The following is a 23,869-nucleotide window of genomic DNA, read 5'->3' as shown; positions in this document are numbered from 1 at the left end:
GTTCAGGCCATGGGGGTGGCCGTCGCGACGGTGAAGTCGATCTCGGCCCAGATGCGCGTGGTCGCGGTCAGGACGAGCTTGCCGTCGACGGGCGTGCCGAGCCCGAGGTCGCGAATGAACGGCAGGCTGTCGAGCGCGCTCATCTCGATCGTCCAGTTGCCCGATTGCAGTTGCCAGCTGCGCAGCGCCGTCAGGTCAAGCGCGCCGTTCAACAGCGTCTTGTAGCTCGCCGCGGTGAGACTGTCCGCCGACCGCGCCTGCTTGAGATAGAACACGGGAATCGGCAGACCCCAGACGCCGCCCAGAAACGACGCCATGCCGGGCCCGGTCGTCACCTGCTTCAGCCGCTCGTCGTCGGCTCCGGCACAGAGCCGCTGGAACGCATCCGCCGGCGAGGCCACCGCGGTCGCGGTCGGGGGCGATCCGTCCGTGCCTTCGATTCGGATGATGCGCTGCTGGCAGGCATGGGCATCCGGCCCGTAGCAGGCAATCGCCAGCCCCGAGACGTCGAACGGGTCGTTCGATGGCGCGCTGGCCGGCTGGACGATGGTCGCGTGATATTTGGGAAAGCCCCAGACCTCCTGCCCCGCAACCACCGACCAGGCATTGTCGACGAACAGATAGGCCGGCACGAAGCCGATCGATTTCGGCAGCAGGGCACCCCGCTCATAGCTGCCGACCAGGAGCCACAGCCCGATATCGGTCTCGGACATCGTCCCCTGCTCCGCGAATGGCGGCGTCGCGGCCTGGCTCTTGCGCACCTGGATGACGTTGACGAACGCCATGTCCAGCATCACGCGGAACTGGTCGCGGCCCGCGACGCGGTTGAAGGAGCGGTCGAGGAATCGCTGGCAGGCACCGAGGTCGGCCGGCACGGCGAAGCCGTAGAAGGTCGAGTCGTTGCAGAGATAGGGCGCCGGCGGAAGCGTGATCCATCCGGCGTAGTCGACATAGGCGTTGGTGATGTACGGCTCAGGGCTGGTGGAGACGATCGGAATGTAGACGCCCGACAGCGCCGACGCCGCGGCAAGGCCGGACATCGCCGCGACCTCCACGCATCCGGCGTTGATCTCAGGCACACGGGTCCAGTCGCCGGCGAGGAAGAGATTGTCGTAGCCGGACTTGCCGGGCTCCATCCGGTGCCGCAGCGTGCCCGGCAGGCTCAGCACATAGCGTTCGCTCGGATTGATGTTGGCGCGCCAGAACTGGAAATCGAGCCGCGCCGATCCGCTGATGTCGCTCGGCGCGTGCAGCAGATCCCAGCGGAACGTGCTGCCGCTGCCGATGTTCGTCCACAACGTATCGAGCCAGGACGTCATCCAGTCCTTCGATGCGTTTTTCACATAGTCCGCCGCCAGTTCCTCATTGTCCGGCGCGCTCTTGTCGCTCATGATGGCACAATAATAGGCGATCGAGCGCGGCCCCGGCGCCGGCCAGTCCTCGGCCGGCAGCAATTGCGACATGTCGGAATAGGTGTCCAGCGGCGGCTTGCAGGTGGTGACGATCGGCCCCATCGTCTCCAGCGACGGTCCAGGCGCCACATAGGGGCCGCCGAGATCCCCGACCGGGCAGTCGAGCCAGAGCTGCAGCGCCATGGTGCGCACGGTTGGGAGATTGCCGACCATGTCGGCCCAGGCCGGCTTCTGCTGCACCAAGGGCCGGCAGATCTCATCGAGCGCGCCGACCGCGATGCCCAGCACCACCTGGTCGAAATCCTGGCCGAGCTGCAGGCTGAGACGCGCCGCCGGAGGCGGCTGCGGCGGGTTGGGAGGACCATAGGCGTTCTCGAAATTGTAGCCCTTCAGCGCGTAGTACTCGCCGTTCTCGATCTCTGTCCATTTGGGCTCGGACGGCCAGCACCAGTAGTTCTTCACCAGGACCAGCGGATCATATTTGCCATCGACGAACTCGACCTGCTTGTCGATATGGATGGTCGCGATGTTGCGGCCGTCCTCGGTCGGCTCGAGACTCGTGACCTTGTGGAAGAACTTGAAGTTCACGCCGCGCCGCGCCAGCAGCTGGTAGATCGGGGTGCAGATTGTATCCCCCATGCCGACGACGGACTTATAGAAGAACGCCCCCTTGTAGGTGAAGAACAGCCGCAGCAGTCCCTGAACGGCCGAGCAGGCCGACACCTGCTGCTCCGACGGCTCGCGGGAGCCGCTGCGAAAGGCGAAGATGTACTCATAGAGAGCGGTCACGATGGCGTTGTTGGCAGCCTCTTCATCCTGCTGCGCCAGAAAGCTGCGGAATTCGAACCTGTCGAGAACCTCCAGCCCATCCGTCAGGCAGTCGTTCTCGATGATGCCGAGCAGCATGCAGATGCCGAGATTGGCGAGGATCAACAGCCGGCGCAGGCCTTCCTCGAGGCCATCGATCTTCTGATGCTCCTTGACGATGCCGCGGAACGCATGGAGAAGCGCCGCCATGTCGCCCTGGGCATCGCGGCGGATCGCTTCGACGTCACTGTGCAGATTCTCGCCGACGCGGTGAGCCAGAAGAAGCAGCGGATGGCCCTTGCCATTGGACGGGACGGCCGCCAGCCGGGCCCGTCGCTCGGGGGGCATGGCGGCGACCGCCTTCGCCAGCTCGGCATTCTGGTCGCCCGGCCAGTCCTCGAGATAGTAGTTCAGGTTGAAGATGATGCTGGCGATGGTCCGCAGCAGCAGGGTCGAAAGCGGTGGCACGATGTTGTCGGCGGGCGCCCACAGGCTATCACGGCCGGGATAGACCGATTCGTCGACATCCGGCTGAAACCAGAATGGCCAGGGCAGCCATTGGTTGTCGGTATACTCGGCGTAGAAGATCTCGTTCTGCCGCTTGAACGCGTCATCGATCGTCCTGATCGGATCGCTCGGCGGTGCATCGAGTGCCTTCAGCGCGGCACGCAGGATGGTGAATGCGTTCTCGTAGAAGCCGGCCCAGATATGCAGCCCATGCTCCTCGATGCGCTGGCCCTGCTTGGCATTGCGTCCGCTGGCGGTCTTGCCTCCGAGACGCCAGCCGAGCTGATACAAGGTGATCTCGTAGAGCTCGCCGCGCGGATCGATCTCGCTCAAGGCAAAGGCCGCACTCAACGCGCCGATGCCGCCGCCCAATATCGCCACGCGGGTCTTTCTTGCTGCCATGTCGATGATCCTGCCCTGACCTCGGACGTTCTCGCCCGGGCGAGCCGGAACGACGTCGTCCATCGGCGCACGAGTCCGCGGTCCGCGCGGCCCGTGCGGTTGAATGACATTCGGTACGATGGGTTTACAAAATCGGCGCCGCGCCCAGTTCAATCCGCGTGGCGATGCAATGAGGATGCATCGAATACCTATCACAATCTCCACGCGATCATCAAGCGGGCGCATCGTCGACGTCGCGTAAGGCGAAGACCAAGCCGCCGCGTCCTTCCCGCCCGCTACGTCGTTATCTCAACTTTTGCGGGAAGAACGGCGAATTGCCATCGCTTGAAGACAGCGCTCCGATCACCACGCTGCCATCGATCACGTCAGATCGGAATGCACATCGCCGGGCCCGTCGAGAAACAGCGGCAGCCGCACGACGATGCGGGCGCCGCGCGGCGCGTCAGTGATCTCGATGCTGCCACGATGCGCCTCCACCAGCGTCCGCACCACCGCCAGTCCGAGCCCGGCTCCTCCGGTGCCACGATTGCGCGACGTGTCCAGGCGCGTGAACGGCTCAAGCATGGCCTTGCGCTGGTCGCCGGGAATCCCGGGACCTTCGTCATCGACCGTCAGCACGGCGTGCTCCGGCTGGCGTTGCAGCGAGACATGCGCAGCCTCGCCATATTTGAGCGCGTTGTCGATGATGTTGGCGACGATCCGGCGCAGCGCGACGCGGTCACCGAGCATCAGCAGCTCGCGTCCATCGCCCGCATGGTCGAGACGCACCCGCGCCCGGTGCGCACAGCGATCCTCGACCTCGGCCCGCACCAGCTCGTCGAAGGCGATGAGCTCCTGCGGCAGCTCGCCGGCCCCCGCCCGGCTCGCGAGCAGCGCGTCGTCGAGCAGACGGATCATGTCGGAGATATCGACCACGGCGCGCTGCCGCTCGGCGTCGTCCGGGATCTGGTCGATACGCAGCCGCAGCCGCGTGGCGAAGGTGCGGACGTCGTGAGCAATGCCGCCGACCAGCGCCATGCGCGCCTGCATCAGATCGGCGAGCCGGTCCTGCAGCCGCCCGAACGCCGTGACCACGGCGCGCACCTCGGGCGCGTTGCGGCGGACGTCGGGCAGTGGCACCGCCGCTCCGCCGAGGTCAACCCGGTCGACGGCGGCGGCAAGGCGTGCCAGCGGCCGCGTCTCGCGCTGCATGATGAGAAGCGCGAACAGCGCGACCACCGTTCCGAACAGGCCCGCGCCGAGGCCGATCGGCAACCCCTGCTGGGTCAACACCAGCGACGAGCGCGAATCCACGACGAGAACGTCGCCGCCGTTCAGGCCGATGCGGAACTCCAGGGCATTCTGCGGTGCCCGCGCGAGCCGAGGAAACCACCTCCCCTCCGACTGCTGCACGGAGGTGATGGCCAGCGAGCGCGTACCGAGCGCTTCGGCATAGGCCTCGCGCAATCCGGACCGGACCGCCGCGGGCTCCGTCCGCGGAAGCCGGGCCGCCGCGTCGGGTCCGACCAGTCTGACCTCGAACCGGTCGGAGGACACGGCATCGGCGACCCGGCCCCGCTCCATCAGGGGCGTTCGCTCGATCAGCTCGGCCAGCGCGGCCAGCCGCATCGGCGGCGGCGACGCGCCTTCGAGCTCCGCGGTACGGGCGCGGTAGAACCGCGCCAGGGTGATGATCCAGATCGCCAGCAGGCCGATGATGACGATGAGGCCGATACGCATCGCAAGCGTCAGCCGCATCATCACGCCACCGGCCTCACCGTCGCCGTGAACAGGTATCCGCCGTTGCGGACGGTGGTGATCAGGTTCGTTCCCGGGCTTGCGGCCTCGAGCTTGCGCCGCAACCGCGAGATCAGCATGTCGACGGTGCGGTCGAAAGGCTCGGCGGAGCGGCCGCGCGTCCAATCCAGGATCTGGTCTCGGCTCAGCACCCGCCGCGGCCGCTGCACGAAGCAGGCGAGCAGGTCGAACTCCGCCGAGGTCAGCTGGATCGGCGCGCCCTGCGCATCCGGGATCTCGATGCTGCGGGCATCAACGTCGAGCACGAAGCGGTCGAAACCGAAACGCCGGCTCGCGTCTCGCGGCGGGCTCGCCTGGGTACGCCGCAACAGCGCGCGCACGCGGGCCAGAAGCTCGCGTGGCCCGAAAGGCTTGACCATATAGTCATCGGCGCCGAGCTCCAGCCCAACCACGCGGTCGATCTCGTCGCTCTTGGCCGACAGCATCAGGATGGGAATGTCGTCGCTCGCCCGCAGCCGGCGGCAGATCGAAAGCCCGTCCTCTCCCGGCAGCATCAGGTCGAGAATGATGAGATCGGGGCGCAGCCGCCGCAGCACGGCATCCATCGCCGCGGCCGTGGCGGCGACCTCGATCTCGAACCCTTCCCGGCGCATGAAATCGCTCACGAGCCGGCTGATCTCCGGGTCGTCCTCCACCATCAAAAGCGTGGCCGCAGGCATGCTCATCGCCAGGACTGATGCCCAAAACCCGTGGCTTGGCAATGGTCCGGCGACGGCCGTTACACACCGTTACGCGACGGCCAAAGACCGAGACCCAGGCGAGCGGGACGCCGGTATCCGGCTGGAGAAGCCCTTGCGGGCGCAAGGGCGCGCTCCACAACGGCGATATTTAATTCGAAAGGCCACTTGCTGAGCAAAACCTTATTTAATATAAATTAAATCGCGCGGCGGTCCCAGATCATTTAATGGTTCCGAATATATAAATTCTCGTTCTCGCAGGCAATCGGACGGCTCCGACGTCCGAAACGCAACTGATGAAGCTTCAAAACATGCTGCACAATCCCAACGCGAGCACGCCTGCCTACCCCCCTCAGCAGGAGCAGGGTTGGGACCGGAACGGACCCGGGCCGTTTGACATGGCGCTGGGATTCCTGCGCCGGCACTATCTGGTGATTGCGATCACCACGGTGCTTTCGCTACTGGCAAGCTTCGCCCTGCTGAAAATCCTCCCGCCGACCTACTCGGCGGACGTCAAGATCATGCTGGGCACCTCCAAGGCCGCGGTCGTGCAGCCGCAACCTGCGGTTCAGGACGAGCCCCCGCTCGACATGGAGTCGCAGATCGAGATCCTGAAATCCAAGTCGATCGCGACCAGCGTCATCAACCAGTTGAACCTGGCCGACGACCCCGACTTCAACGGTAAAGGCAGCCCGCTGCACGGTGCGGTCAACGCGGTCCGCAGGCTCGTCGGTTTGGCGCCGGAGCCAAACGCGCCGTCCATGGACGATCTCCTCGACGAATTCCAGCGCCGGATGAACGCCTTCAGGATCGGCACCAGCTCGGTCGTCGAGGTCGATTTCAGCGCCAGCGATCCCCATCGGGCGGCGATGATCGCCAATGCCATCGCCAAGGAGTATTTCGATCAGCAGCTCAAGGCGGAGGCCAACGAGCAGCGCACCATCACGGCTTGGCTCCACGACCGCCTGCAGGACCTCGGCAACGACGCGACGACGGCCGAGCGCGCCGTCAACGAGCTGAAGAGCCGGTACAATATCGTTTCGGCAGACGGCAAGCTCATCGACCAGCAGCAGGTCACAGAACTCACCAACCGTCTGGTGGCGGCGCGCACCCATACCGCCTCGCTGATGACCCGGCTCAATCGGTTCGACGACATGCTCGCGACGAGCAATGCCGATATGCCGGTCGACCGCATTGCCGCCGTCTCCGACTTCTCCCCGGCGGAACTCAGCGGCAATCTCAATCCGCCGGACGGCCTCTCCTTGAGCAATTCCAACAGCACGACGATCATCAACAGCCTGCGTCAGCAATATCTCGATAACGCCAAGCGCGAGTACGAATATGCTGCGAAATATGGCAACGATCACGTCGCCGTCGTCAATATCCGTGCGACGATGAAGAGCATCCGTCAGGCCATGCTCGACGAGGTGCGGCGCCTTGCCGACGTCGCCAAGCATGACTATGCGGAGGCCAAGCAGCAGCAGCAGGAGATCGAGAGGCAGCTGGCGCAAGCCGTTGGCAAGTCGCAGGACACCAGGGCCGCGGAGGTCAGCATCCGCGAGCTGGAGACGAGCGCCAAGAGCTATCGTGCCCTCTACGACACCTTCCTTCAGCGCTACATGGGCTCGGTCCAGCAGGGCTCCTTCCCGATCGCCAAGGCGCGTGTGATCTCCGCCGCCACACCACCGAAGAAGAAGATCAAGCCGAAGTCCATCGTGCTGATGGCGATCGGCCTGTTCGGCGGCCTGGCGCTCGGGGGCGGCTTTGGCCTGCTCGCAGAGGCCAAGGACCGCAGCTTTCGAACGACCGACCAGGTCGAGGATCGCCTGCGCCTGCCCTGCCTCTCGGTCGTCCCTCTGCTCAAACGAGGCGAAGTCGACAAGTTCACCAAGAAAGCGACGGCCAACGCCGTCGCCAAGGTCGAACCGGACGGCAGCCAGCGAATGGTCTCAAGAGGCCCCGGGACCTGCTGGGCCGCATCCGCGATGCCCACTTCGCGCTTCGCCGAATCCATCCGCTCGTTGAAAGTCGCCATCGACCAGGACCCGAACCGGACGTCGCGGAAGGTCTTCGGACTGACGTCCGCCCTGCCGAACGAGGGCAAGTCCGTCATCGCCGCGTCGCTGGCGCAGTTGGTCGCCAATTCAGGCAAGCGGGTGATCGTGGTCGACTGCGACCTCAGGAATCCGTCGCTCTCCGCCATGCTCGCCCCCGATGCCGGGACCGGGATCGCCGACATCGTCTCGGGAGGGCGTCAGCTCGCGGACGCCGTCTGGACCGACCCGGTGACGCGCCTGGATTTTCTGCCCGGAATGGGCGCCGCACAGCGCGACACCAGCGATATCCTCGGCAACGAGCAGATGCGCAAGCTGTTCGAGCAGCTCCGCGAAGCCTATGACTACGTCATCGTCGATCTTCCGCCGCTCGCCCCCGTCGTCGATGCGCGGGCCATCTCGGCGCTGCTCGACAGCTTCGTCCTTGTCGTGGAATGGGGACGGACGCCCGCCGAGGTGGTCGAGCATGCGCTGAACACGGCGCCCAACGTCTACGATGCCCTGTTCGGCGTCGTGCTCAACAAGACCGACATGAAGGCGCTGAAGCGCTACGCCAATCACTTCGGCGACTACTACAACCATAAATACTATGCTCGTTACGGGAGCGTGATGGCCGAGTAGGTCCATCGGCGCGCGCCGGCCGGTGCGCGCCATGGACGGCAACCGATGACGGAGATCGATCGGCCGTCAGCGCTGGTGCTCGGCGCGAATGGATGGCTGGGCGATGCCGGCACGCTCCAGAGCGCTGCGAACGTAGATCCCTGAGAGATAGCCGACCTGGACTGCAACCAGACCGGCGCCGGCATAGAGCGCGGCCGGCAGCCCGCTGATGATCGACGCGGCGATGCACTCCATGAAGACGATCGCGGCAAGCGCCAGCAGCGTGCGCACCGTGAACATCGTCCCGGCAACCACTCCGGCTGCAAAATGAAGCGCTATCACCCACATCAGTTCATGCCTCCTCGGGCGTCTCGAGAGGCTAGCGGCCAATGGTTAGCGATGAGCTAAGCCGCCCGGGAAGATTCGAACAAGCGCATCGGAGCAACACTTTCAGGCGAAAGATGCGCCTACGGCCCGCTGAGCGGGTGCAGCATTGTCTGGCGGTTCTGCCAGTGCGCCCGGTAGAGCCAAAGCACCGCGGTCACCAGGACGACATCGAACAGACCCATCACGGTCTGGCCGTAAACCTGCGGGTGGACGCCGCCCAGGAGGAGCGCGAGTTTTACCGATTGCCGCACCACCTCCGACCCGAGGAACGCGATCAGCGAGTTCTGGCCGACGTTGAGGATGAGCGCGACTGCCGGCGATCGCCGGGTGCGCGCGTACACCGCCCACAGCAGCGCCAACAGCAGCGGCAATGTCCAAAGCAGGTTGAGGAGCTTGTCGAACCGATAGGGGTATTTTTCGCCGTTGCTGGGAAAGCCGAGGCTGTAATCGAGCAGCAGCCCGAAGATGAAGATCCCCGCCAGCGCCGTGTAGAACGCGGGTCCGATCAGACGGTTGGACCGATGGAGATCTCCGAGCCAGATACCGACCACGAAGAACATCTGCGCCTGGAGCGAGAACAGCAACAGTATGGCGGCCGGATTCTCGAGCTCGGCGGCCGTGCTCGTATTGCTGAACCAGGTGCAGGCCACGAAGATCGCAGCAGACAGCGCCAGCACCAGGAGCCTGCTGCGCTTGAACATCGGCAGGATCACCGGCAGCAGCAGGAAGATCAGCCCGTAGAATTTGAGGATCGTGATGGCGGTCGGCTCGGACTGGAACGTCAGCACGTCGAAAATCGCCTGCCCCACCGGCTCTCGTTTGTTCCCCAGAACAGCCATGCCGATCGCGACCGGCACCGAGATGACGAAATAGGCGGCGAGCACCTTCAAGCCGCGGACGACGAGTTCTCCGTGTCTCTCCTTGTGCAGGTAGACGTACCCGACCATGAACCCCGAGATCACGACGAACAGCTCGGCGAAGGGATTGAATTTCGTGAACAGATCGACGGAGTCCGGAAAGACGTTGGCCGTGTGATGATAGAACACGAACAGCATCGCGCAGCTTCGATAGAAGTCGATCAGAAGCTCGCGCCGCTTTCCGCCGGCTGCGCTCATCGCTCGAGCTCCGAACATGCGCCGCACCATGGGCGACGATCGGCCGATGGGCGCCAGCGGGACTGACGACTCCGACAATCCTTCGCAACGCGGGCAAGCGTCGCGGCGGCGATCATCGAACCATCGACTGCTGAAGCCGTGATGCCACCGATGACAGGCCTCCCCCTCTCATTGCCGGTCCAGACCGCCGAAGCGGAAGATGCGGGCCATCAGCGGCGAAACGCCCACGAAGGTCGCGGTACAGCCCTGGGCTTCCAACTGCTTCCTCAGCATCAGCAGCAATCCAAGGAAGCGCGCATCGATGGCGCAGACGTTGGAGAAATCGACCGTGACCGGCTTACGGGACGCCGTCGCGGCGCGGAAAACCGGAATGGCCCGGTCGACGTGGCGCGAGTCGGCGGGCCCCGACAGGCTGAGCGTGACCGCGCGTGTCCCATAGTCCTGCGTGATGGTCAGCGCCTCACCCCGCTCATGCGTGCGGCGCATCCACCAGGTCCACACCACGAACGGCAACACGTGGGTGAGCATGAGGCCGAGCATCGCCGTGCCGTCGTTCCAGTAGCGGCGCCAGAGATAGGGCTCCTCCTTGATGCGCCACAGCCACTCGAAGCCTGATCGGCGCAGGAACGCCGGTGCTCGCTTCACGGTGCCGGCCTGGAAGTTGAGCGCGGCGCCGAGGTGGGCGCGAACTGGAATCTCGAGGCGCTCATGGTTGCGCTGCAGCCATGATTGTCCCTTCACGCTGCTGAGCGAGGCAACCAGGAAGTCCGCCCCGCTGGAATTGATCTCGTCGATGATGTGATCCCGGCTCAGCTCCTCGGCCGACAAATAACCGGGGTTCGACCAGCCCACGCACTGCAATCCCGCCGACTGACCGTTCAGCGTCCGGGCGGCCCGTTCGGCGGCCCCCTCCGGGCCACCGAAAAGAAAGAGCTTCAGCGCGCTTGCCGGCGCGGCCTCCGACTTCAGCGCGTCGAAGATGTCCGCGCCGGCCGTCCGGCTCTTGATCGGAATCCCGAGCAGCCTGGCGATCCAGACCACCGGCATGCCGTCCACCGTGCAGAGATCGCTCAGGATCAGCGACTCCCTGAAACTCCTGTTCGACTGGCTGGCGACAAGGAAGTTGAGATTAGGGGTCGAAATGAGAAGCCGCGTTCTTTGTTGAGCAGCATCGCGGATGCGGCGCAGCACGCCGCGCATGTTGATGGCATCGACCGGTATTCCGAGGACGCAATAGACGTCGCGCGCGAGGTCGTCGGGAATTGCGGCGTCGGCCGGGGCGACAGCATCGACCTCCGGCCGATCGCGACCCGCCCCGGAGCGCCCCACGCGATAAAGGGAGGATCCCGGCTCCTGCAATTCATGCGTGGTCAGCATCAACCGCTCTCCCTCAATCTGCCCCGCCGCACGAGGATGCCGGGCCGCGGACCCCTGCCGCACCTCCCCGACCGAAAAACGTGCGACCTAAAAGCCACTATTTAATTTTAAATCACATGATTTATTTAATACGATTTATTTGTGAATGCCAGAGCAGATTTTCGGCGCGTCCGCAGCGATACCTTCCGAGCACGCGTCGAAGGTTCTTTTATTTAATTCCATCTCTGGATAATATCATGGACGGTATTCCCGGCGGCTGCCGGGGGCCGCCCCGTTCGAATATCCGAGTGAGATTGATGCCGAGAATTGCAGCGAGCACGTCGATGTCGGCCGGGCCGCAGGCCTCCGCGGGGACGTTCGACGTCTGCGCGCTGATTCCGGTCCTCGCCTTCGCCTACTCGTCGCTCATTCAGCCGCTGATCTATTTCAGCTTCCCGCCATCGCCCGGACTCCAGGGCTTGCTCGAGAGCAGGGTCGAGAACCGGGTCTTCTGGCCTGTTCTCGCGGCCGTCGCCATCATCGTTACGATGCAACGCCTCGCCCGCGGCGAGCGGTTTTCCGTTCCGCCCAACATCATCAGTCTCTGCGCCTATTTTGGATTGGCTGGCGCCAGCATTGCGTGGGCATTCAAACCCGAATTCGCCTTCGTCCGTTTCGTCCAGGAAGCGATGGTCCTCACCGCCATCGTGCTGCCCGCCCTGCTATCGAGGCCGAGCGCCGACGTCCTGCGCGGCATGTTCCTCTGCTTTGCAGCGGGGGCGATCCTCAATGTTCTGCTGATCCCCGGCGGCTACGCGACCTACGCGCAGTACGGCAACGCGCTGGTCGACATCGGTTATCAGGGCTACTTCTCGGGCAAGAACCTGCTGGGCGAGTTTGCTGCCATCGCCTTCCTGCTGTCGGTTCACGAGCTGCTCTATCCCGGCACGCGCCGCGCGCTTGGGATCGTCGTCGCCGCCGCTGCCGTCGTCCTGATCTTCTTGTCCAGTTCGAAGACCGCGCTCGGCCTCGCTCTGGTCGCCCCGATCCTGGCCGTCCTGACGCTGGCGCTTGCGAGAACGCTGCGGGTTGCACCGCTTCTGATCCTGATGGCGATCATCCTCGGCTACTTCGTGGTCGGCGAGCTCGCGGGCTTCACGACCGGCCGCATCGCCTATCTGCTGACGGGTGATTCCAGCTTCACCGGCCGGACGACCATATGGGCCTTCTCGAATCTGGAGATCGCGAAGCGGCCGCTCCTGGGATGGGGCTATCAGAGCTTCTGGCTGGTCGGCGCCGACGCACCAAGCATCACCGATGCACCCGGCTGGGTGAAGGCCATGCCGAACTCCCACAACGGCTACTACGATGCGATGCTGGAGCTGGGCTATGTGGGCTTTGCCTTTCTCCTCGTCTTTCTGGCGGCCACCGTTCACGTCATCGGCCGCGTGATGAAGCACGACTACAAGCGGGCGTGGATCCTGCTGTCCGTCGCGCTGTTCGTCATGCTCTACAACCTGCTCGAAACCCTGTGGCTGCGCGCGTTCGACGTGACCTGGGTGGTGTTCGTGCTCGTCACGGTCGAGGCCGCGCGATACTGGCGGAGGTCACAACAGAGCATGCCCGCCGCTCAGCCGGCGAACAGGCGGCCGGCTCGTTGGAGCCGTACACGGCCGGCTTGGCGCCCGCGGCTCGGCGTCCGCACCTGACGGAAACCCGTTGGACGTCTCACGCCCGCTCTATTGCGTTGATCCCGGCGCGGCCGCGAATGGCGCGCCCGCATCGAATCTCGCCTTGGCCGGCAACGTATGCAGCTTGGTATCGCTGGTCGGGTCCACCCAGGGCCACGGATGATCGCCGAAAAAGCCGGGTTTGGCTCTGAGATACAGCGACGCCGGCAGCGGCTGCGCCGCGAGAGCGTCGGTCCAGACCACCTTGCCGGTGAGATAGTCGAAATTGCCGCCGCGGATTACCGTGGCCAGCGTCTTCGGATCGGGCGCCATGGTCCATCGCTCCGGGTCGTAGCCAAGCATCCAGACGTTGCCGACACCGCCCTGCCCCCAGGCGGCCGTGCCGGCCCGCATCGATGGATCGTCGTAGGTCCAACCGCCCATGCGTCCGGGTCGGCCCAGCACATTGCCGGCGAACGAATCCCACCACGAGCCGTAGGCGAGACCCACGGCCCGGATGCCCGAGCGATCGACGAAGCGCTGGCGCTGGCCGGTGAGATGGTTGCGGAAAAAAGTGAGATAGATCGCGTTGCCGTGCGTGTAGTCGCTGTCGGCATTGTGGGACAGATTGCCTTCGAACAGGACGTGATGCGCGCCGGCCATGTGCGATGCGTTGATGCCGACCTCGACCCAGCCGGGATTGTCGAAATCGAACGAGTCGTCGGCATAATTATAACCGACGACGCTGCCCGCGCCTGACGACCGAAACACCATGTTCTTGCAGACATCGACCAGGATGTTGTTCTCGATCAGAACCTCCGAGGAGCCGGCCGCCAGGCTGATCGCGTAGCCCGCCCCGCCCGGCTGCGGCCACGAGCCGGCGTGAATGTAGGAGTCGCGCAGCTCGACCCGGAACGAATTGTTGATCGCCACGCCCTCGCCGAGCCATTGCGTCACCTCGACGGATCGCGCCCAGGAATAAGCAGCAGCTTCGAACCGCAACGCGCCGTCGGCCCCGCCGATGATGCTCAGATCTTCGACGCCCACCTTGGTAACGTGGATGTCGCGATTGTTGGCGGCGTGGCGACCGCTGTTCGGGTCGGTGCTGTAGGGCGTGAGCTGCGCCTGGTGATCCCTGCGATAGCTGATCGTGAGCGGCGAGGTGAATGTCACCGTGCTGCCGGTCACCGAGGCGATCTCCTTGATTTCGGCGGTCGCCCGGTCGGTCCGGGCGAACCACGACATCGACTTCGGCAGCATACCGGGGGTCTGGTCATATGGACCTCCGGCATTCGCGCCGGCATTGTCGTCCCCCGGCTGAACCGGATCGTGCATGTTCCAGGCGACCCGATCGCCTTGCCAGACCTTCGCTCCCGCCGGAAAGCCGGCCGGTGTCGCCTGCCACGATGCGCCCGAGACCTCGTCGAGCAGAACGAAATCCCCCGGCTTCAGGTTCGCGGTGTTGGCAAGGGTCACAGTCGACGTTCCCTGAACGCCGTCGGCCAGCAGGTCCTGCGACGCGCTGCTGTCGGGGCCATTGTTCCAGCGCGAAGGTCCGACGATGATGATCGGCTTGGGATCATAGCTGTACGTGCTCGGATCGACCGGCGTCAGGATTCCCTTGGTGCCGGCAATCACGGCCGACGTTCGTGCCCGTGCACCGTTGGTTTTCACCAGCCTGGTCACACCCGCGCCCGCGCCGCGCAGCGTCACCGGCCGGCTGATCAGGAGCGGCTCGTTGACGATGAACGTCCCGGGGCCGAGCATCACCACCTGGCCGGCGGGCGCGGCGGTCAGGGCGGCCTGGATCGCGCCGCTGTCGTCTCTCCCGCTCGGAGACAGCGCGCGATAAATGATGGTGCGGTTCGGAATACCGCCGGCTGACATCAACCCGGGATTCCAGGCTGCGAGACGCTCCACCGGCAGCAGATTGCCGGCCAGTGACGGCCCGGCGGACGCGGTCGGCTCGGCGGCTGCGGCAATGCCGCGGACAGACAGCAGGGCAAGCGCCGCCGTGAGCAGCGCCCGGATGCAGGCGGCGTCGATCCGGCGCGTCCCACGCGCGACCGGCCGGGCCGAAGCCTGGGTGCAGCCGGGGATCACGGGGCCGATGCCATCCATGTTAACCTCTCGCAGGACCGGTCACAGCGAACGAGGGCGCCGATTTAAAAACACCATGACTTTGACACGCGCCCTGACATAATATTAATTCACGATTTAATTTATTGAAAGGCGGCCGGCGACGCCCCTGCTCGGCAGAGATTCGTCGCAATCTTCCGCCTTCGGCAAGGGATTTGATACGTGACGCCATCGCGCCGCTACCTGCTCATCTCGCCCTGCCGGGACGAGGCCCAATACCTCCGCCGGACTCTCGACAGCGTCGCTGCGCAATCGGTGCCGCCGGCGCTGTGGATCGTGGTGGACGACGGATCGACCGATGACACCCCGGCCATTCTCGACGAGTACGCCCAGCGCCTGCCCTATCTGCGCGTGATCCGCCGCGCCGATCGTGGCGGACGCAAGGTCGGGCCCGGCGTGATCGAGGCGTTCTATGCCGGGCTGGAGAGCGTGCGGCTGGAGGATTTCGACTATCTCTGCAAGCTCGACATGGACCTCGATCTGCCCGCGCGCTACTTCGAGCTGCTGATGGAGCGGATGGAAAGCGATCCGCGGGTCGGGACCACCTCGGGCAAGCCGTGGTTCGTCCATCCCCAGACCGGCGCGCTTGAGCCGGAGGTCTGCGGCGACGAGATGTCGGTCGGGATGACCAAGTTCTACCGCGTCGCCTGCTTCCAGGAGATCGGCGGTTTCGTGCGCCAGGTGATGTGGGACGGCATCGACTGCCACCGCTGCCGCATGCTCGGCTGGATCGCCGAGAGCATCGACAGCGAAGCGCTGCGCTTCATCCATCTGCGGCCGCAGGGCGCCAGTCACAAGGGCATCTGGACCGGGCGGCTGCGCAAGGGTTTTGGCCAGTACTTCATGGGAACGTCGCCGCTGTATCAGTTCGCGGTGGCGGTCTATCACCTGCCGGCCTATCCCGCCCTGATCGGCAGCACCGCGATGCTGTGGGGCTATTTCCGGAGCTGGCTGACGGGCCTGCCGCGCTACGACGATCTCGAATTCCGCCGCTTCCTCCGCGCCTACCAGCACGCCTGCCTGCGCCTGGGCAAGCGCGCCGCCACCGCCCGGATCAACGCGGAGCGGGCCCAGCTCTGGCGGGCCAGCCACGCCGCGGCCGACACGCGATGACGCTCGGCGACCGATCGCCGCGGCACTGACACGACGATTACGAAGCTACGTGTTTCTCCGACTCCGTCTGGACAGCATGGCCAAGATTCTCGAGCTCAGCCGCCTTCGTGCCGCGTCCGCTCTACCGCCGATGACGGCGCCCGGCGACGGGGCGACCGCGCCAGCGGCATCACGCGGAACGAACATCAAGGGCAGTGCATCCACGCTTATTCCGTCACTCGACGGCATCCGCGCGCTGTCGGTGCTGATCGTGGTGCTGGGCCATTCCGGACTTCAGGCCATCGTCCCCGGCGGCTTCGGCGTCACCATCTTCTTCTTCCTCAGCGGTTTCCTGATCTCCACGCTTATGCTGGCCGAGCATGAGCGAACCGGGGGGCTCGACGTTCCCAGTTTCTATGCGCGGCGCGTGTTCCGGCTGATGCCGCCTCTGCTGCTGTCCCTGGCGATCGCCTACGGCCTGACCGCCGCCGGCCTGCTGGACGGCGGAATGACCGTCAAGGGCCTGGCCGCCCAGGTGTTGTATTTCGCCAACTATTACGGCCTGTTCTTCGATCCCGGCAACACGGTGCCCGACGGCACCGGCATTCTCTGGTCGCTCGCGGTCGAAGAGCATTTCTACATCGTTTATCCCTTGCTGATGACGCTGCTGCTCGGATCGGCGCTGCGGCCGCGCACCATCGGCGCGCTGCTCGGGCTCGTCTGTCTCGGCGTCCTCGCCTGGCGCTTCCATCTCGTGCATGCGCCTGGGTTCTTCTCCGACCGCACCTATTACGCCTCGGACACCCGCATCGACTCGATCGCCTATGGCTGCATTCTGGCGCTGGTCATGAACCCGGTGCGGCAGCGCTCTGCCTCGGGGCGGATGTCGGCGGCCCAATGGGCGCTGCTGGCCGGCGCCGTCGCGGCGCTGCTGGTCTCGCTGGTCTACCGTGATCCGGTGTTCCGGGAGACCGCGCGCTACAGCCTTCAGGGCCTGGCGCTGATGCCGTTGTTCTATTTCGCGGTGCGTTTCGCCGACGCGCCGCTGTTTCGTGATCTCAACCGCTCCTGGGTGATGACGCTCGGCACCTATTCCTATGCGATCTATCTGATCCACAACGTCGTGATCCGAACGATCGACAAGAACCTGCCCGCGATCGCCGCCAAGCCGTACCTCCTGTTTCCGCTCGCGCTCCTGATCTCCGTCATCTACGCGGCGGCGATCGAGCGCTTCATCGAGCCGTATTTCAGGCAGCTCCGGCACAAGTTCAGGCCTGCGCCTGCTGCCGGAGCGGTGCATGACGCGTCCGGCGCAGACTGGCCGCTCGGCAACCGTCTCGCCGAGAGTCCGACGCCGCGCGCATCCTGAGCGGATCGGCCCACGTCACCGCTCGATCGGCTGCGGCACAAATGCGTCAAATTGTGCAATTTAAATAATTAGTCCCGCATTTAATACTGCGACCCGGGCGAATGAATACTTTCGGGGACGGGTGGATGCGGATCGCGCGCGCGGTTGCACGACGAATTCGGCGAAACACGCTCGGTCCCCTGCCGGACGATCCGGCGCTGCGCCCGTTGAAGTCCCCGCTCCAGATCAATCTCTCGGGCAAGGTCGCGCTGGTCACCGGAGCGGCCGGAGAGCTCGGCCGGCCGATCGCCCGGACGCTCGCGGCCTGTGGTGCGAAGGTCGCGATCCATTATCTGACGGCGCGGGCTGCCGCCGAAAGACTGTGCGAGGAGCTGAACGAGCTTCAGCCGCAACATGCCTGCACGATCTCGGGCGACGTCGCCGAGCTCGAGGACGTGCAGGCCATGCGCCGCGCCACCGAGCGCGCGCTCGGTCCTGTCGATATCGTCGTGAACAATGCGGTGACATGGTACGACGAACGTCCCGTGGTCGAGCAGACACCCGACCAGTTCGACAAGGTGTTCCGCTCTTCGGTCCTGCAGGCCTGGGCGACCGCGCGGGTGTTTTCCGGACCGATGATCGAGCGGAAATGGGGACGCCTCATCTCTCTCGGCACGGAGATGACGAGCCTGGCCCTGCACAACCGCGCGCCATACACGGCGGCCAAATGCGCCATGGACGGCATGCTCCGATCGCTGGCGCGGGAGCTCGGAGGGCATGGCATCACGGTGAATCAGGTCGCCCCGGGCTGGGTCATCTCCGACAGGGACCGCCGCGACCGCGACGAGGTGCAGCCGCTCTACGAGCGGTCAGTGCCGCTCGGGCGGCGTGGCTACGATCAGGACGTCGCCAACATGATCGCGTTTCTGGCCTCGGACCTCGCCGGCTTCGTGACCGGCGTTCGCGTGCCAGTGTGCGGCGGAATCGTCATGCCGGAAGCCTGACCACGCGCGCTTCGATGCAGCCCGCTCACCTGATGTCGATCGCGCCTCAGTGGAAGACGCGATGACGGTGGCACCAACGCACGAACACGTAGATCGACCAGACGCGCGACCAATAGATCCCCGGCGCGCCATCGAGGAAGGCGCGCCAGAGGCGCTCCACGGCCGCAGGCTCAAGCCCCACCGGCGCAATCGCCTGTGGGTCGCGCAGGGTCCGGTCCATCGCATCCTGCAGGCCGCGCCGTATCCAGCGATCGAGCGGCAACACGAAGCCGCTCTTCGGCCGGTCGAACAACGACGGATCGAGGCCACGCAGGCCGATCCGCCTGAGCATCGCCTTGCTTCGCAGCGGCGCGTAGCGCGTCGCATCGGGCAGCCGGTCGACGCTTTCGAACAGCACCTGATCGACCAGCGGCACCCGCTGCTCCAGCGAGGCCGCCATGCTCGCCACGTCATTGTCGCGCAACAGGCGCTCGCCGAGAAACAGGCGCTGCTCCATGACGCTGATCGCCGACAGCGGGGTGCGCGCGCGGGTCTCCGCGGTGATCTTCGCTCTCATCGCGGCGGGCAGCCCATCGTTCAGCGTGTCGACGAGATCAGGCGCGAGCAGCTCGCGCTGAAAGCCGGGGAGGAACAGCGCATAGGCCATTTGGTACAGCGCCAGGAGATCGTCGCCGCACCGGACCATCTCCGGCAGCTTGGCCCAGCGCGTCTGCGGCGCCACCGTCCCGCGCGACGGCGACAGCATCTGCGCGGCCAGCTTCGCCGCAGCGGCTTTGACGCCGGCCGGCACCCAGGCGGTGCGCTCCGACCATCGCTGCAGGATGGGCAGGTCGCGAAATGACGTGTAGCCGCCGAACAGCTCGTCGCCGCCGGTCCCCGACAGCGCCACCGTGAAGCCTGCGCCGCGGATGGCGTGCGACATGAAGTAGGAGTTCAAGCCGTCGAAGGTCGGCTGGTCGAGGCTGTCGAGCGCGGCATCGAGGTTGTCGACGAAGTGCTGCTCCGTCAGCACCACCTCATGATGCTCGGTGCCGATGGCGGCGGCGATCTGTCGCGCGATCGGCCCCTCGTTCAGCTCCTGCTCCTCGAACGCCAGCGTGAAGGTGTGGATCGGGCTCCTGGCCGCACGCTGCGCCAGATTGGCCATGACCGAGGAATCGATGCCGCCCGAGAGAAACACTGCGAGCGGCACGTCGCTGGCGAGGTGCAGCCTCAGCCCCTCCTCGAGGATCTCGGCAAGCTGGTCCTCATCCATCGTCGGATCCGGAGCCCGCTCCGGGATCGACCAGAAATCCTCATCGCGGACGGTGTTGCCGACGCCGTCGAATGCGGTGAGATGGCCGGGAGGCAGCAGCTCGACGCCCTTCACCGCGGTACCGGGGCCGACCACGAAACCGTTCCAGACGCCGCTGGCGACGGCCTGCGGATCGAGCTGGGCGCTGCCCAGAAGGCCCGACGCCAGGAGAGCACGCAGCTCGGATGCGAAGGCGACCGACCACCCCGCGTCTGGGTTCGAGGCGCGGGCGACGTACAGCGGCTTGATGCCGAGCGGATCGCGCGCCAGCAGCAGCCGGCGCTGCTTCGGATCCCAGCAGGCGAACGCGAACATGCCGCGCAGCCACGCCACCGCCTCCGGCCCATGAAGGCCGAGCGCGCGCAGCATCACCGCGGTATCGCCCGTGGAGCTGAAATGCTGGCCGTCGGCGACCAGACGCTGCCGCAGGTCGGCGAAATTGTAGATCTCGCCGTTGAAGACGATGACGTGCCCGCTGACCGGGTCGATCATGGGCTGCACACCGGCCGGCGACAAATCGAGGATCGCGAGCCGGCGGTGCGCCAGCAGCGCGCCCCAGCCACGCTCGTCCGCGGGCGAGGTCCAAATTCCGCCGGCATCCGGACCGCGATGGAGCATGGCGTCGTTCATCCGCTGCAGCGCGGCGCGGTTGTCGTCGTCCACCCGTCCGATGATCCCAGCGATGCCACACATCAGAACAATCCGTTTGAGACGCGCGACGTCAAAATGACGGACGGCACGGAATGGCCTCGCCCGCGAGATCGCGGACTAACAGGGCACGGGCATCGCTGGACCATTGTCGGCCCTCAAATGGAAGCAGCCGTTCCGGACGACCAGGACGCCGGCGCTGGCGCCGAAGCCGGCAGCGGCCCGTAGGTCCGCGCCAGGCATTGTTCGTAGTCGAGCGGCGGCGTCCAGCCGAGCGTCTCCCTCAGCTTGCGATTGTCGAAGCGCAGCGGCTTGAGCATCGCATCGAATTTCTTGGGCGTCAGGATCGCCGGCACTTTCGTGGCCCGCCTGAACACGGTCGCAAACGCCAGCCGCACGACGGCGCTGGCCAGCCAATGAGGGATGGGCAACCGCAAGCCGCGCGCGCCGGTGCCGCGCATGTAGTCCGACAGATAGGACCAGACCCGCTCGCCGGGACCATCCACGACGTTCAGCGTCTGGCCGATCGCCCGCGAATCCCTGGCCGCCAGCGCGAAGACGTCGGCGCAGTTCTCGACATGAGTCATCGGGATGCGGGTCAGCGGCCCGATCACGACGTGGTGGCGTCCGATCTGCTGGCCGAGCGCGGCGAGATAGCCGTGGCCGCGACCCCAGATGAACCCGGGACGCAGCACGGTGAGATCCCAGCCATGCGTCTCGACGCAGCGGCGCGTCACCCGCTCCTGCCACCATTTGGCGACGGTGTATCCGCCACGGGTGTAGACGTCAGGTGTCTGCTGCAGCGGCGCGCGTTCGTCGAGGACATCGCGCGTCGCCGTGTAGTCGTAGACCGAGAAGCTGCTGCACAGCACGAGCCGGCGGCAGGCACTGCCCGCCATCGCCTCGAGCAGCCGCTCGGTTCCGCCCACGGTGCCGGCGAATTGCGCGTCCTCGCCGCCGGAGACCACGGCCGCCAGATGGATCAGCACGTCCACATTCTCGAACGCGCCGACAAGGTCGCGCGAGGTGCGCAGGTCGGCCCTGACGACGTCGACCGACGACGGCCAGCCGAGCGCATCGACGCGCGTCGCCGGGCGCACCATGGCGCGAACCTCGACGCCGCGGGCGAGCAGCGCATCGACGACATGCCGGCCGAGAAAACCGTTGGCGCCCGTGACCAGGGCTCTCATATCGCCAGCTCCCTCATGTTCGCCTGCTCGGTCGGCTTCATTGCCTCGACCATCCGATTGACCGCGAGGACGTCCTCGATCGTGATCGGCAGGGCCGTTCCCGCGCCGAGCGCCTGATAGGTGCGCGCCAGACACTCCCACAGCCCCTCATAGGCGCCCGGGCCCTTGAACTTGCGCAGCAGGGTCGAGAGCGCCGCGCGGCGGATGTCGCGGCCCTCCTCCAATCCGCTGAAGAACGGGCGCAGCGGCTTCGGCACGTTGCGCGGGCCATCGAAGGTCAACCGCGTTTCGAACAGATTGGCGGTCGCCTGCATCCGCTCGCCATAGACCCGCAGCCAGAACGCGTCGGGCTGAGCGCTGGCGCTGAAGCCGAGCGTCGCCGTGCCGCGCTCGGCTTCGACCACACAGCGAAACTCGTCGTACGGCAGCGGCGACGGCTTGCGCTTGCTCCAGACCGTCTCCGCCTTGCGGTGCGGGCCGACGAACGCATGTGACAGCGAGGCGAGATGCGGCAGGAAGTCGGCGATCGCGCCACCCGCCAATTTGAGCGCCGGATGCGGCGAGTTCGGATCGGCAAAGCCGTCGGGGCCGAGGATGTCGAGGCAGATCAGCACGTCGACATGGGTCACTGCGCCGAACTCGCCGGTCTCGATCCGGCGCAGGATGTCCTGCGGCGCCCGGTTGAAGACGTAGTTGTAGTCCTCGACGACGTGGCGGCCGGTCTGCTTGGCGCGCAACGTCAGGGTCTGCAGCTCGTCGAAGGTCGAGGTCGCGGGCTTCTCGACGATCACATGCGCTCCGGCCTCCAGCGCGTCCATCACGAGCCGGAAATGCGAGGTCGGCGGCGTCGTCACATGCACCACATCGGGCCGCACCGTCTGCAGCATCGCGCGATGATCGGTGAACCAGGACGGAATCGCGTAGCGCTCGGCCGCGGCCTCCGCGGTCGCTGGCGACAGGTCGCAGATGCCGGCCAGCTGAACGCCCGGCAAGGTGTTGAGGCAGGCAAGATGCTGGCGGGCGATCTGCCCTGCCCCGATGAGCACGGCCTTCATCACGAACTTGCCTCCAGTATCTCGCAATAAAAGTCTTCGAGCGCCTGCGCCGCCGCGCTCCAGGCATACTTCTCGACCGCGACCTGCCGCGCCGAGCCGCCGATCCGCGCCGCGAGATCGGGCTCGGCGAGCAGCCCGCTGACCGCATCTGCAAAGGCATCCGGCTCGTCTGCGATGAGGATGTCACGCCCGGGCATGGCCTCGATGCCCTCGGCACCCAGGCTGGTCGAGACGATCGCCTTGCCCATCGCCATGGCCTCGACGATCTTGAGCCGCGTGCCGCCACCGAGACGGAGCGGGACGATCACCGCCGCCGCGGCGGCGAGGTGCGGCCGCAGGTCCGGCACGAAACCGGTCAGCTCGATCCGCGGCCCGGCCAGTGCCGTCAACGCCTGCGGCGGCCGGCCGCCGATGATCTTGCAGCGCGCATCCGGGTGCCGCGCGGCGATGCGGGGCCAGATGTCCTGCACGAAATGCGTGACCGCATCGATGTTGGGCACCGTCGACAGCAGGCCGAAATAGACCAGCGTACGGCCGTCGGGCGCGGGATCGGTACCGCGCGGCTGATAGAAGTCGACATCGGCGGCATTGGGGATGACCGCCGTGCGGGCGTTCGGAATGTCGTCATGCAGACGCTTCTCATCGTCCGTGCTGCAGAGATAGACGCCGTCAGCTTGGCGATAGGCTGCGATCTCCTCGCGGCGCAGCTTGCGCCAGTTCGCGCCGGCATAGAGCCGGCGGCCCAGGCTCGCCCCCGTGGCCGCGAACTGCCGCGCCAGATCGTAGGCGATCTCATGCGAGTCCACGATCAGCCGCGGCGGCGTAGCGCCTGCCGGCGCCTGACGGAACAGGCAGTGACCGAGATAGGGAAATTCGAGATTGACGATGTCGAACCGCGTGGACCGCAGCACCCGATCCAGCACCCGCTGCAATTCCGGCAGGGCCACGCGCAGCCGGTCGAAGCTCCGCACCGAGACCAGCGAGCGCAGCTGCAGCAGCCGCTTCGCGAGACCGTCGCGGCCGTAAGGGTTCGGCACCAGCACCACGTCGCGGCAATAGGACTGCATGGCCAGCCGGCACTCGTCGATGTCGAAGGCGTCATCGACCAGCATCACCGCCGTGAGGTCGTGGCGGCGCGCGAGCTGGGTCATCAGCCCGTGCATGCGCGCCTGTGCCCCGAACCGCGGCGGGCTCGCCGGCATATGCGAGACGCAGAGGATGCTGAGCCGCCGTCGGTCGGCGAAACCGGCCACCGACCATTCGGGATCGCGCTGCGCCGGCGGCGCAGGCTCGACCTCCATCACATCCAAGCCTT

At 65.9% G+C, this 23,869-nt stretch carries 16 protein-coding genes; 5 read left to right on the top strand and 11 right to left on the bottom strand.

Annotation, left to right across the window (positions count from 1 at the left end):
• Positions 1-2 precede the first annotated feature (2 nt).
• The 3 genes from ACQR1H_RS15495 to ACQR1H_RS15485 all read right to left on the bottom strand — a co-directional run bounded on the left by ACQR1H_RS15495 (position 3) and on the right by ACQR1H_RS15485 (position 5,590).
• Complete coding sequence (locus ACQR1H_RS15495; RefSeq protein WP_434907791.1) at positions 3-3,128, bottom strand: NAD(P)-binding protein; 3,126 nt, start codon at positions 3,126-3,128, stop codon at positions 3-5.
• Positions 3,129-3,488: 360 nt separating this feature from the next.
• The gene (locus tag ACQR1H_RS15490) at positions 3,489-4,868 is read right to left on the bottom strand and encodes an ATP-binding protein (RefSeq protein ID WP_434907790.1); all 1,380 of its coding nucleotides are present in this window, start codon (positions 4,866-4,868) and stop codon (positions 3,489-3,491) included.
• Positions 4,868-5,590, bottom strand: coding sequence for a response regulator (locus ACQR1H_RS15485; RefSeq protein WP_434838912.1), 723 nt, complete (start codon positions 5,588-5,590; stop codon positions 4,868-4,870). The genes ACQR1H_RS15490 and ACQR1H_RS15485 overlap by 1 nt, the downstream gene beginning before the upstream one ends.
• A 323-nt stretch (positions 5,591-5,913) precedes the next feature.
• Here ACQR1H_RS15485 and ACQR1H_RS15480 point away from each other — a divergent pair, with 323 nt between their 5' ends.
• On the top strand, positions 5,914-8,277 hold the full coding sequence (locus ACQR1H_RS15480; RefSeq protein ID WP_434907865.1) for a polysaccharide biosynthesis tyrosine autokinase: 2,364 nt from the start codon (positions 5,914-5,916) through the stop codon (positions 8,275-8,277).
• Positions 8,278-8,343: 66 nt separating this feature from the next.
• On the opposite strand, the gene ACQR1H_RS15475 is transcribed toward ACQR1H_RS15480, so the two are convergent.
• The 3 genes from ACQR1H_RS15475 to ACQR1H_RS15465 form a co-directional block, all read right to left on the bottom strand.
• Positions 8,344-8,604, bottom strand: coding sequence for a hypothetical protein (locus ACQR1H_RS15475; protein WP_316180516.1), 261 nt, complete (start codon positions 8,602-8,604; stop codon positions 8,344-8,346).
• A 119-nt stretch (positions 8,605-8,723) separates the two neighbouring features.
• Positions 8,724-9,758: an OpgC domain-containing protein gene (gene opgC, locus ACQR1H_RS15470; protein WP_434893925.1), complete on the bottom strand. Its 1,035-nt coding sequence runs from the start codon at positions 9,756-9,758 to the stop codon at positions 8,724-8,726.
• A 168-nt stretch (positions 9,759-9,926) separates the two neighbouring features.
• Positions 9,927-11,198: a WecB/TagA/CpsF family glycosyltransferase gene (locus ACQR1H_RS15465; protein ID WP_434907789.1), complete on the bottom strand. Its 1,272-nt coding sequence runs from the start codon at positions 11,196-11,198 to the stop codon at positions 9,927-9,929.
• 233 nt (positions 11,199-11,431) lie between these two features.
• Here ACQR1H_RS15465 and ACQR1H_RS15460 point away from each other — a divergent pair, with 233 nt between their 5' ends.
• The gene (locus ACQR1H_RS15460) at positions 11,432-12,823 is read left to right on the top strand and encodes an O-antigen ligase family protein (RefSeq protein ID WP_315802922.1); all 1,392 of its coding nucleotides are present in this window, start codon (positions 11,432-11,434) and stop codon (positions 12,821-12,823) included.
• Between the two features lie 30 nt (positions 12,824-12,853).
• Here the strand turns inward: ACQR1H_RS15460 and ACQR1H_RS15455 are convergent, their stop codons facing one another.
• The gene (locus ACQR1H_RS15455) at positions 12,854-14,905 is read right to left on the bottom strand and encodes a right-handed parallel beta-helix repeat-containing protein (protein ID WP_315802921.1); all 2,052 of its coding nucleotides are present in this window, start codon (positions 14,903-14,905) and stop codon (positions 12,854-12,856) included.
• 180 nt (positions 14,906-15,085) lie between these two features.
• Between ACQR1H_RS15455 and ACQR1H_RS15450 the strand changes: the two genes are divergently transcribed.
• From ACQR1H_RS15450 to ACQR1H_RS15440, 3 genes are all read left to right on the top strand, one after another.
• Positions 15,086-16,036 carry a glycosyltransferase gene (locus ACQR1H_RS15450; RefSeq protein WP_315802920.1) on the top strand — a complete coding sequence of 317 codons (951 nt, stop codon included), beginning with the start codon at positions 15,086-15,088 and terminating at the stop codon, positions 16,034-16,036.
• 76 nt (positions 16,037-16,112) lie between these two features.
• The gene (locus ACQR1H_RS15445; RefSeq protein WP_315802919.1) at positions 16,113-17,384 is read left to right on the top strand and encodes an acyltransferase family protein; all 1,272 of its coding nucleotides are present in this window, start codon (positions 16,113-16,115) and stop codon (positions 17,382-17,384) included.
• A gap of 206 nt (positions 17,385-17,590) precedes the next feature.
• Positions 17,591-18,367 carry an SDR family NAD(P)-dependent oxidoreductase gene (locus ACQR1H_RS15440; protein ID WP_315802918.1) on the top strand — a complete coding sequence of 259 codons (777 nt, stop codon included), beginning with the start codon at positions 17,591-17,593 and terminating at the stop codon, positions 18,365-18,367.
• 46 nt (positions 18,368-18,413) lie between these two features.
• Here the strand turns inward: ACQR1H_RS15440 and asnB are convergent, their stop codons facing one another.
• The 4 genes from asnB to ACQR1H_RS15420 form a co-directional block, all read right to left on the bottom strand.
• Positions 18,414-20,354: an asparagine synthase (glutamine-hydrolyzing) gene (gene asnB / locus ACQR1H_RS15435; RefSeq protein ID WP_315802917.1), complete on the bottom strand. Its 1,941-nt coding sequence runs from the start codon at positions 20,352-20,354 to the stop codon at positions 18,414-18,416.
• Between the two features lie 113 nt (positions 20,355-20,467).
• Positions 20,468-21,499 (bottom strand): NAD-dependent epimerase/dehydratase family protein, encoded by a 1,032-nt coding sequence (locus tag ACQR1H_RS15430; RefSeq protein WP_315802916.1) that lies wholly within the window; start codon positions 21,497-21,499, stop codon positions 20,468-20,470.
• A complete protein-coding gene (locus ACQR1H_RS15425) occupies positions 21,496-22,554 on the bottom strand; it encodes a Gfo/Idh/MocA family protein (protein ID WP_434907788.1) in 1,059 nt (352 codons plus the stop codon). Before ACQR1H_RS15425 ends, ACQR1H_RS15430 begins: the two co-directional genes overlap by 4 nt.
• Entirely contained in the window at positions 22,554-23,855 is a 1,302-nt protein-coding gene (locus ACQR1H_RS15420) for a glycosyltransferase family 4 protein (protein WP_316216141.1), read from the bottom strand. Before ACQR1H_RS15420 ends, ACQR1H_RS15425 begins: the two co-directional genes overlap by 1 nt.
• Between the last annotated feature and the right edge of the window lie 14 nt (positions 23,856-23,869).

The organism is Bradyrhizobium sp. HKCCYLRH2015 (assembly GCF_051168215.1).
Classification (GTDB): Bacteria; Pseudomonadota; Alphaproteobacteria; order Rhizobiales; family Xanthobacteraceae; genus Bradyrhizobium.
This window is presented reverse-complemented; position numbering and strand designations above follow the sequence as displayed.

Excerpts from the sequence above, each read along its gene's own strand:
- ACQR1H_RS15495 (WP_434907791.1), bottom strand. The coding sequence starts at position 3,128 with ATGGCAGCAAGAAAGACCCGCGTGGCGATATTGGGCGGCGGCATCGGC.
- ACQR1H_RS15490 (WP_434907790.1), bottom strand. The coding sequence starts at position 4,868 with ATGATGCGGCTGACGCTTGCGATGCGTATCGGCCTCATCGTCATCATC.
- ACQR1H_RS15485 (WP_434838912.1), bottom strand. The coding sequence starts at position 5,590 with ATGAGCATGCCTGCGGCCACGCTTTTGATGGTGGAGGACGACCCGGAG.
- ACQR1H_RS15480 (WP_434907865.1), top strand. The coding sequence starts at position 5,914 with ATGCTGCACAATCCCAACGCGAGCACGCCTGCCTACCCCCCTCAGCAG.
- ACQR1H_RS15475 (WP_316180516.1), bottom strand. The coding sequence starts at position 8,604 with ATGTGGGTGATAGCGCTTCATTTTGCAGCCGGAGTGGTTGCCGGGACG.
- opgC (WP_434893925.1), bottom strand. The coding sequence starts at position 9,758 with ATGAGCGCAGCCGGCGGAAAGCGGCGCGAGCTTCTGATCGACTTCTAT.
- ACQR1H_RS15460 (WP_315802922.1), top strand. The coding sequence starts at position 11,432 with ATGCCGAGAATTGCAGCGAGCACGTCGATGTCGGCCGGGCCGCAGGCC.
- ACQR1H_RS15455 (WP_315802921.1), bottom strand. The coding sequence starts at position 14,905 with ATGGATGGCATCGGCCCCGTGATCCCCGGCTGCACCCAGGCTTCGGCC.
- ACQR1H_RS15445 (WP_315802919.1), top strand. The coding sequence starts at position 16,113 with ATGGCCAAGATTCTCGAGCTCAGCCGCCTTCGTGCCGCGTCCGCTCTA.
- asnB (WP_315802917.1), bottom strand. The coding sequence starts at position 20,354 with ATGTGTGGCATCGCTGGGATCATCGGACGGGTGGACGACGACAACCGC.
- ACQR1H_RS15430 (WP_315802916.1), bottom strand. The coding sequence starts at position 21,499 with ATGAGAGCCCTGGTCACGGGCGCCAACGGTTTTCTCGGCCGGCATGTC.
- ACQR1H_RS15425 (WP_434907788.1), bottom strand. The coding sequence starts at position 22,554 with ATGAAGGCCGTGCTCATCGGGGCAGGGCAGATCGCCCGCCAGCATCTT.
- ACQR1H_RS15420 (WP_316216141.1), bottom strand. The coding sequence starts at position 23,855 with ATGGAGGTCGAGCCTGCGCCGCCGGCGCAGCGCGATCCCGAATGGTCG.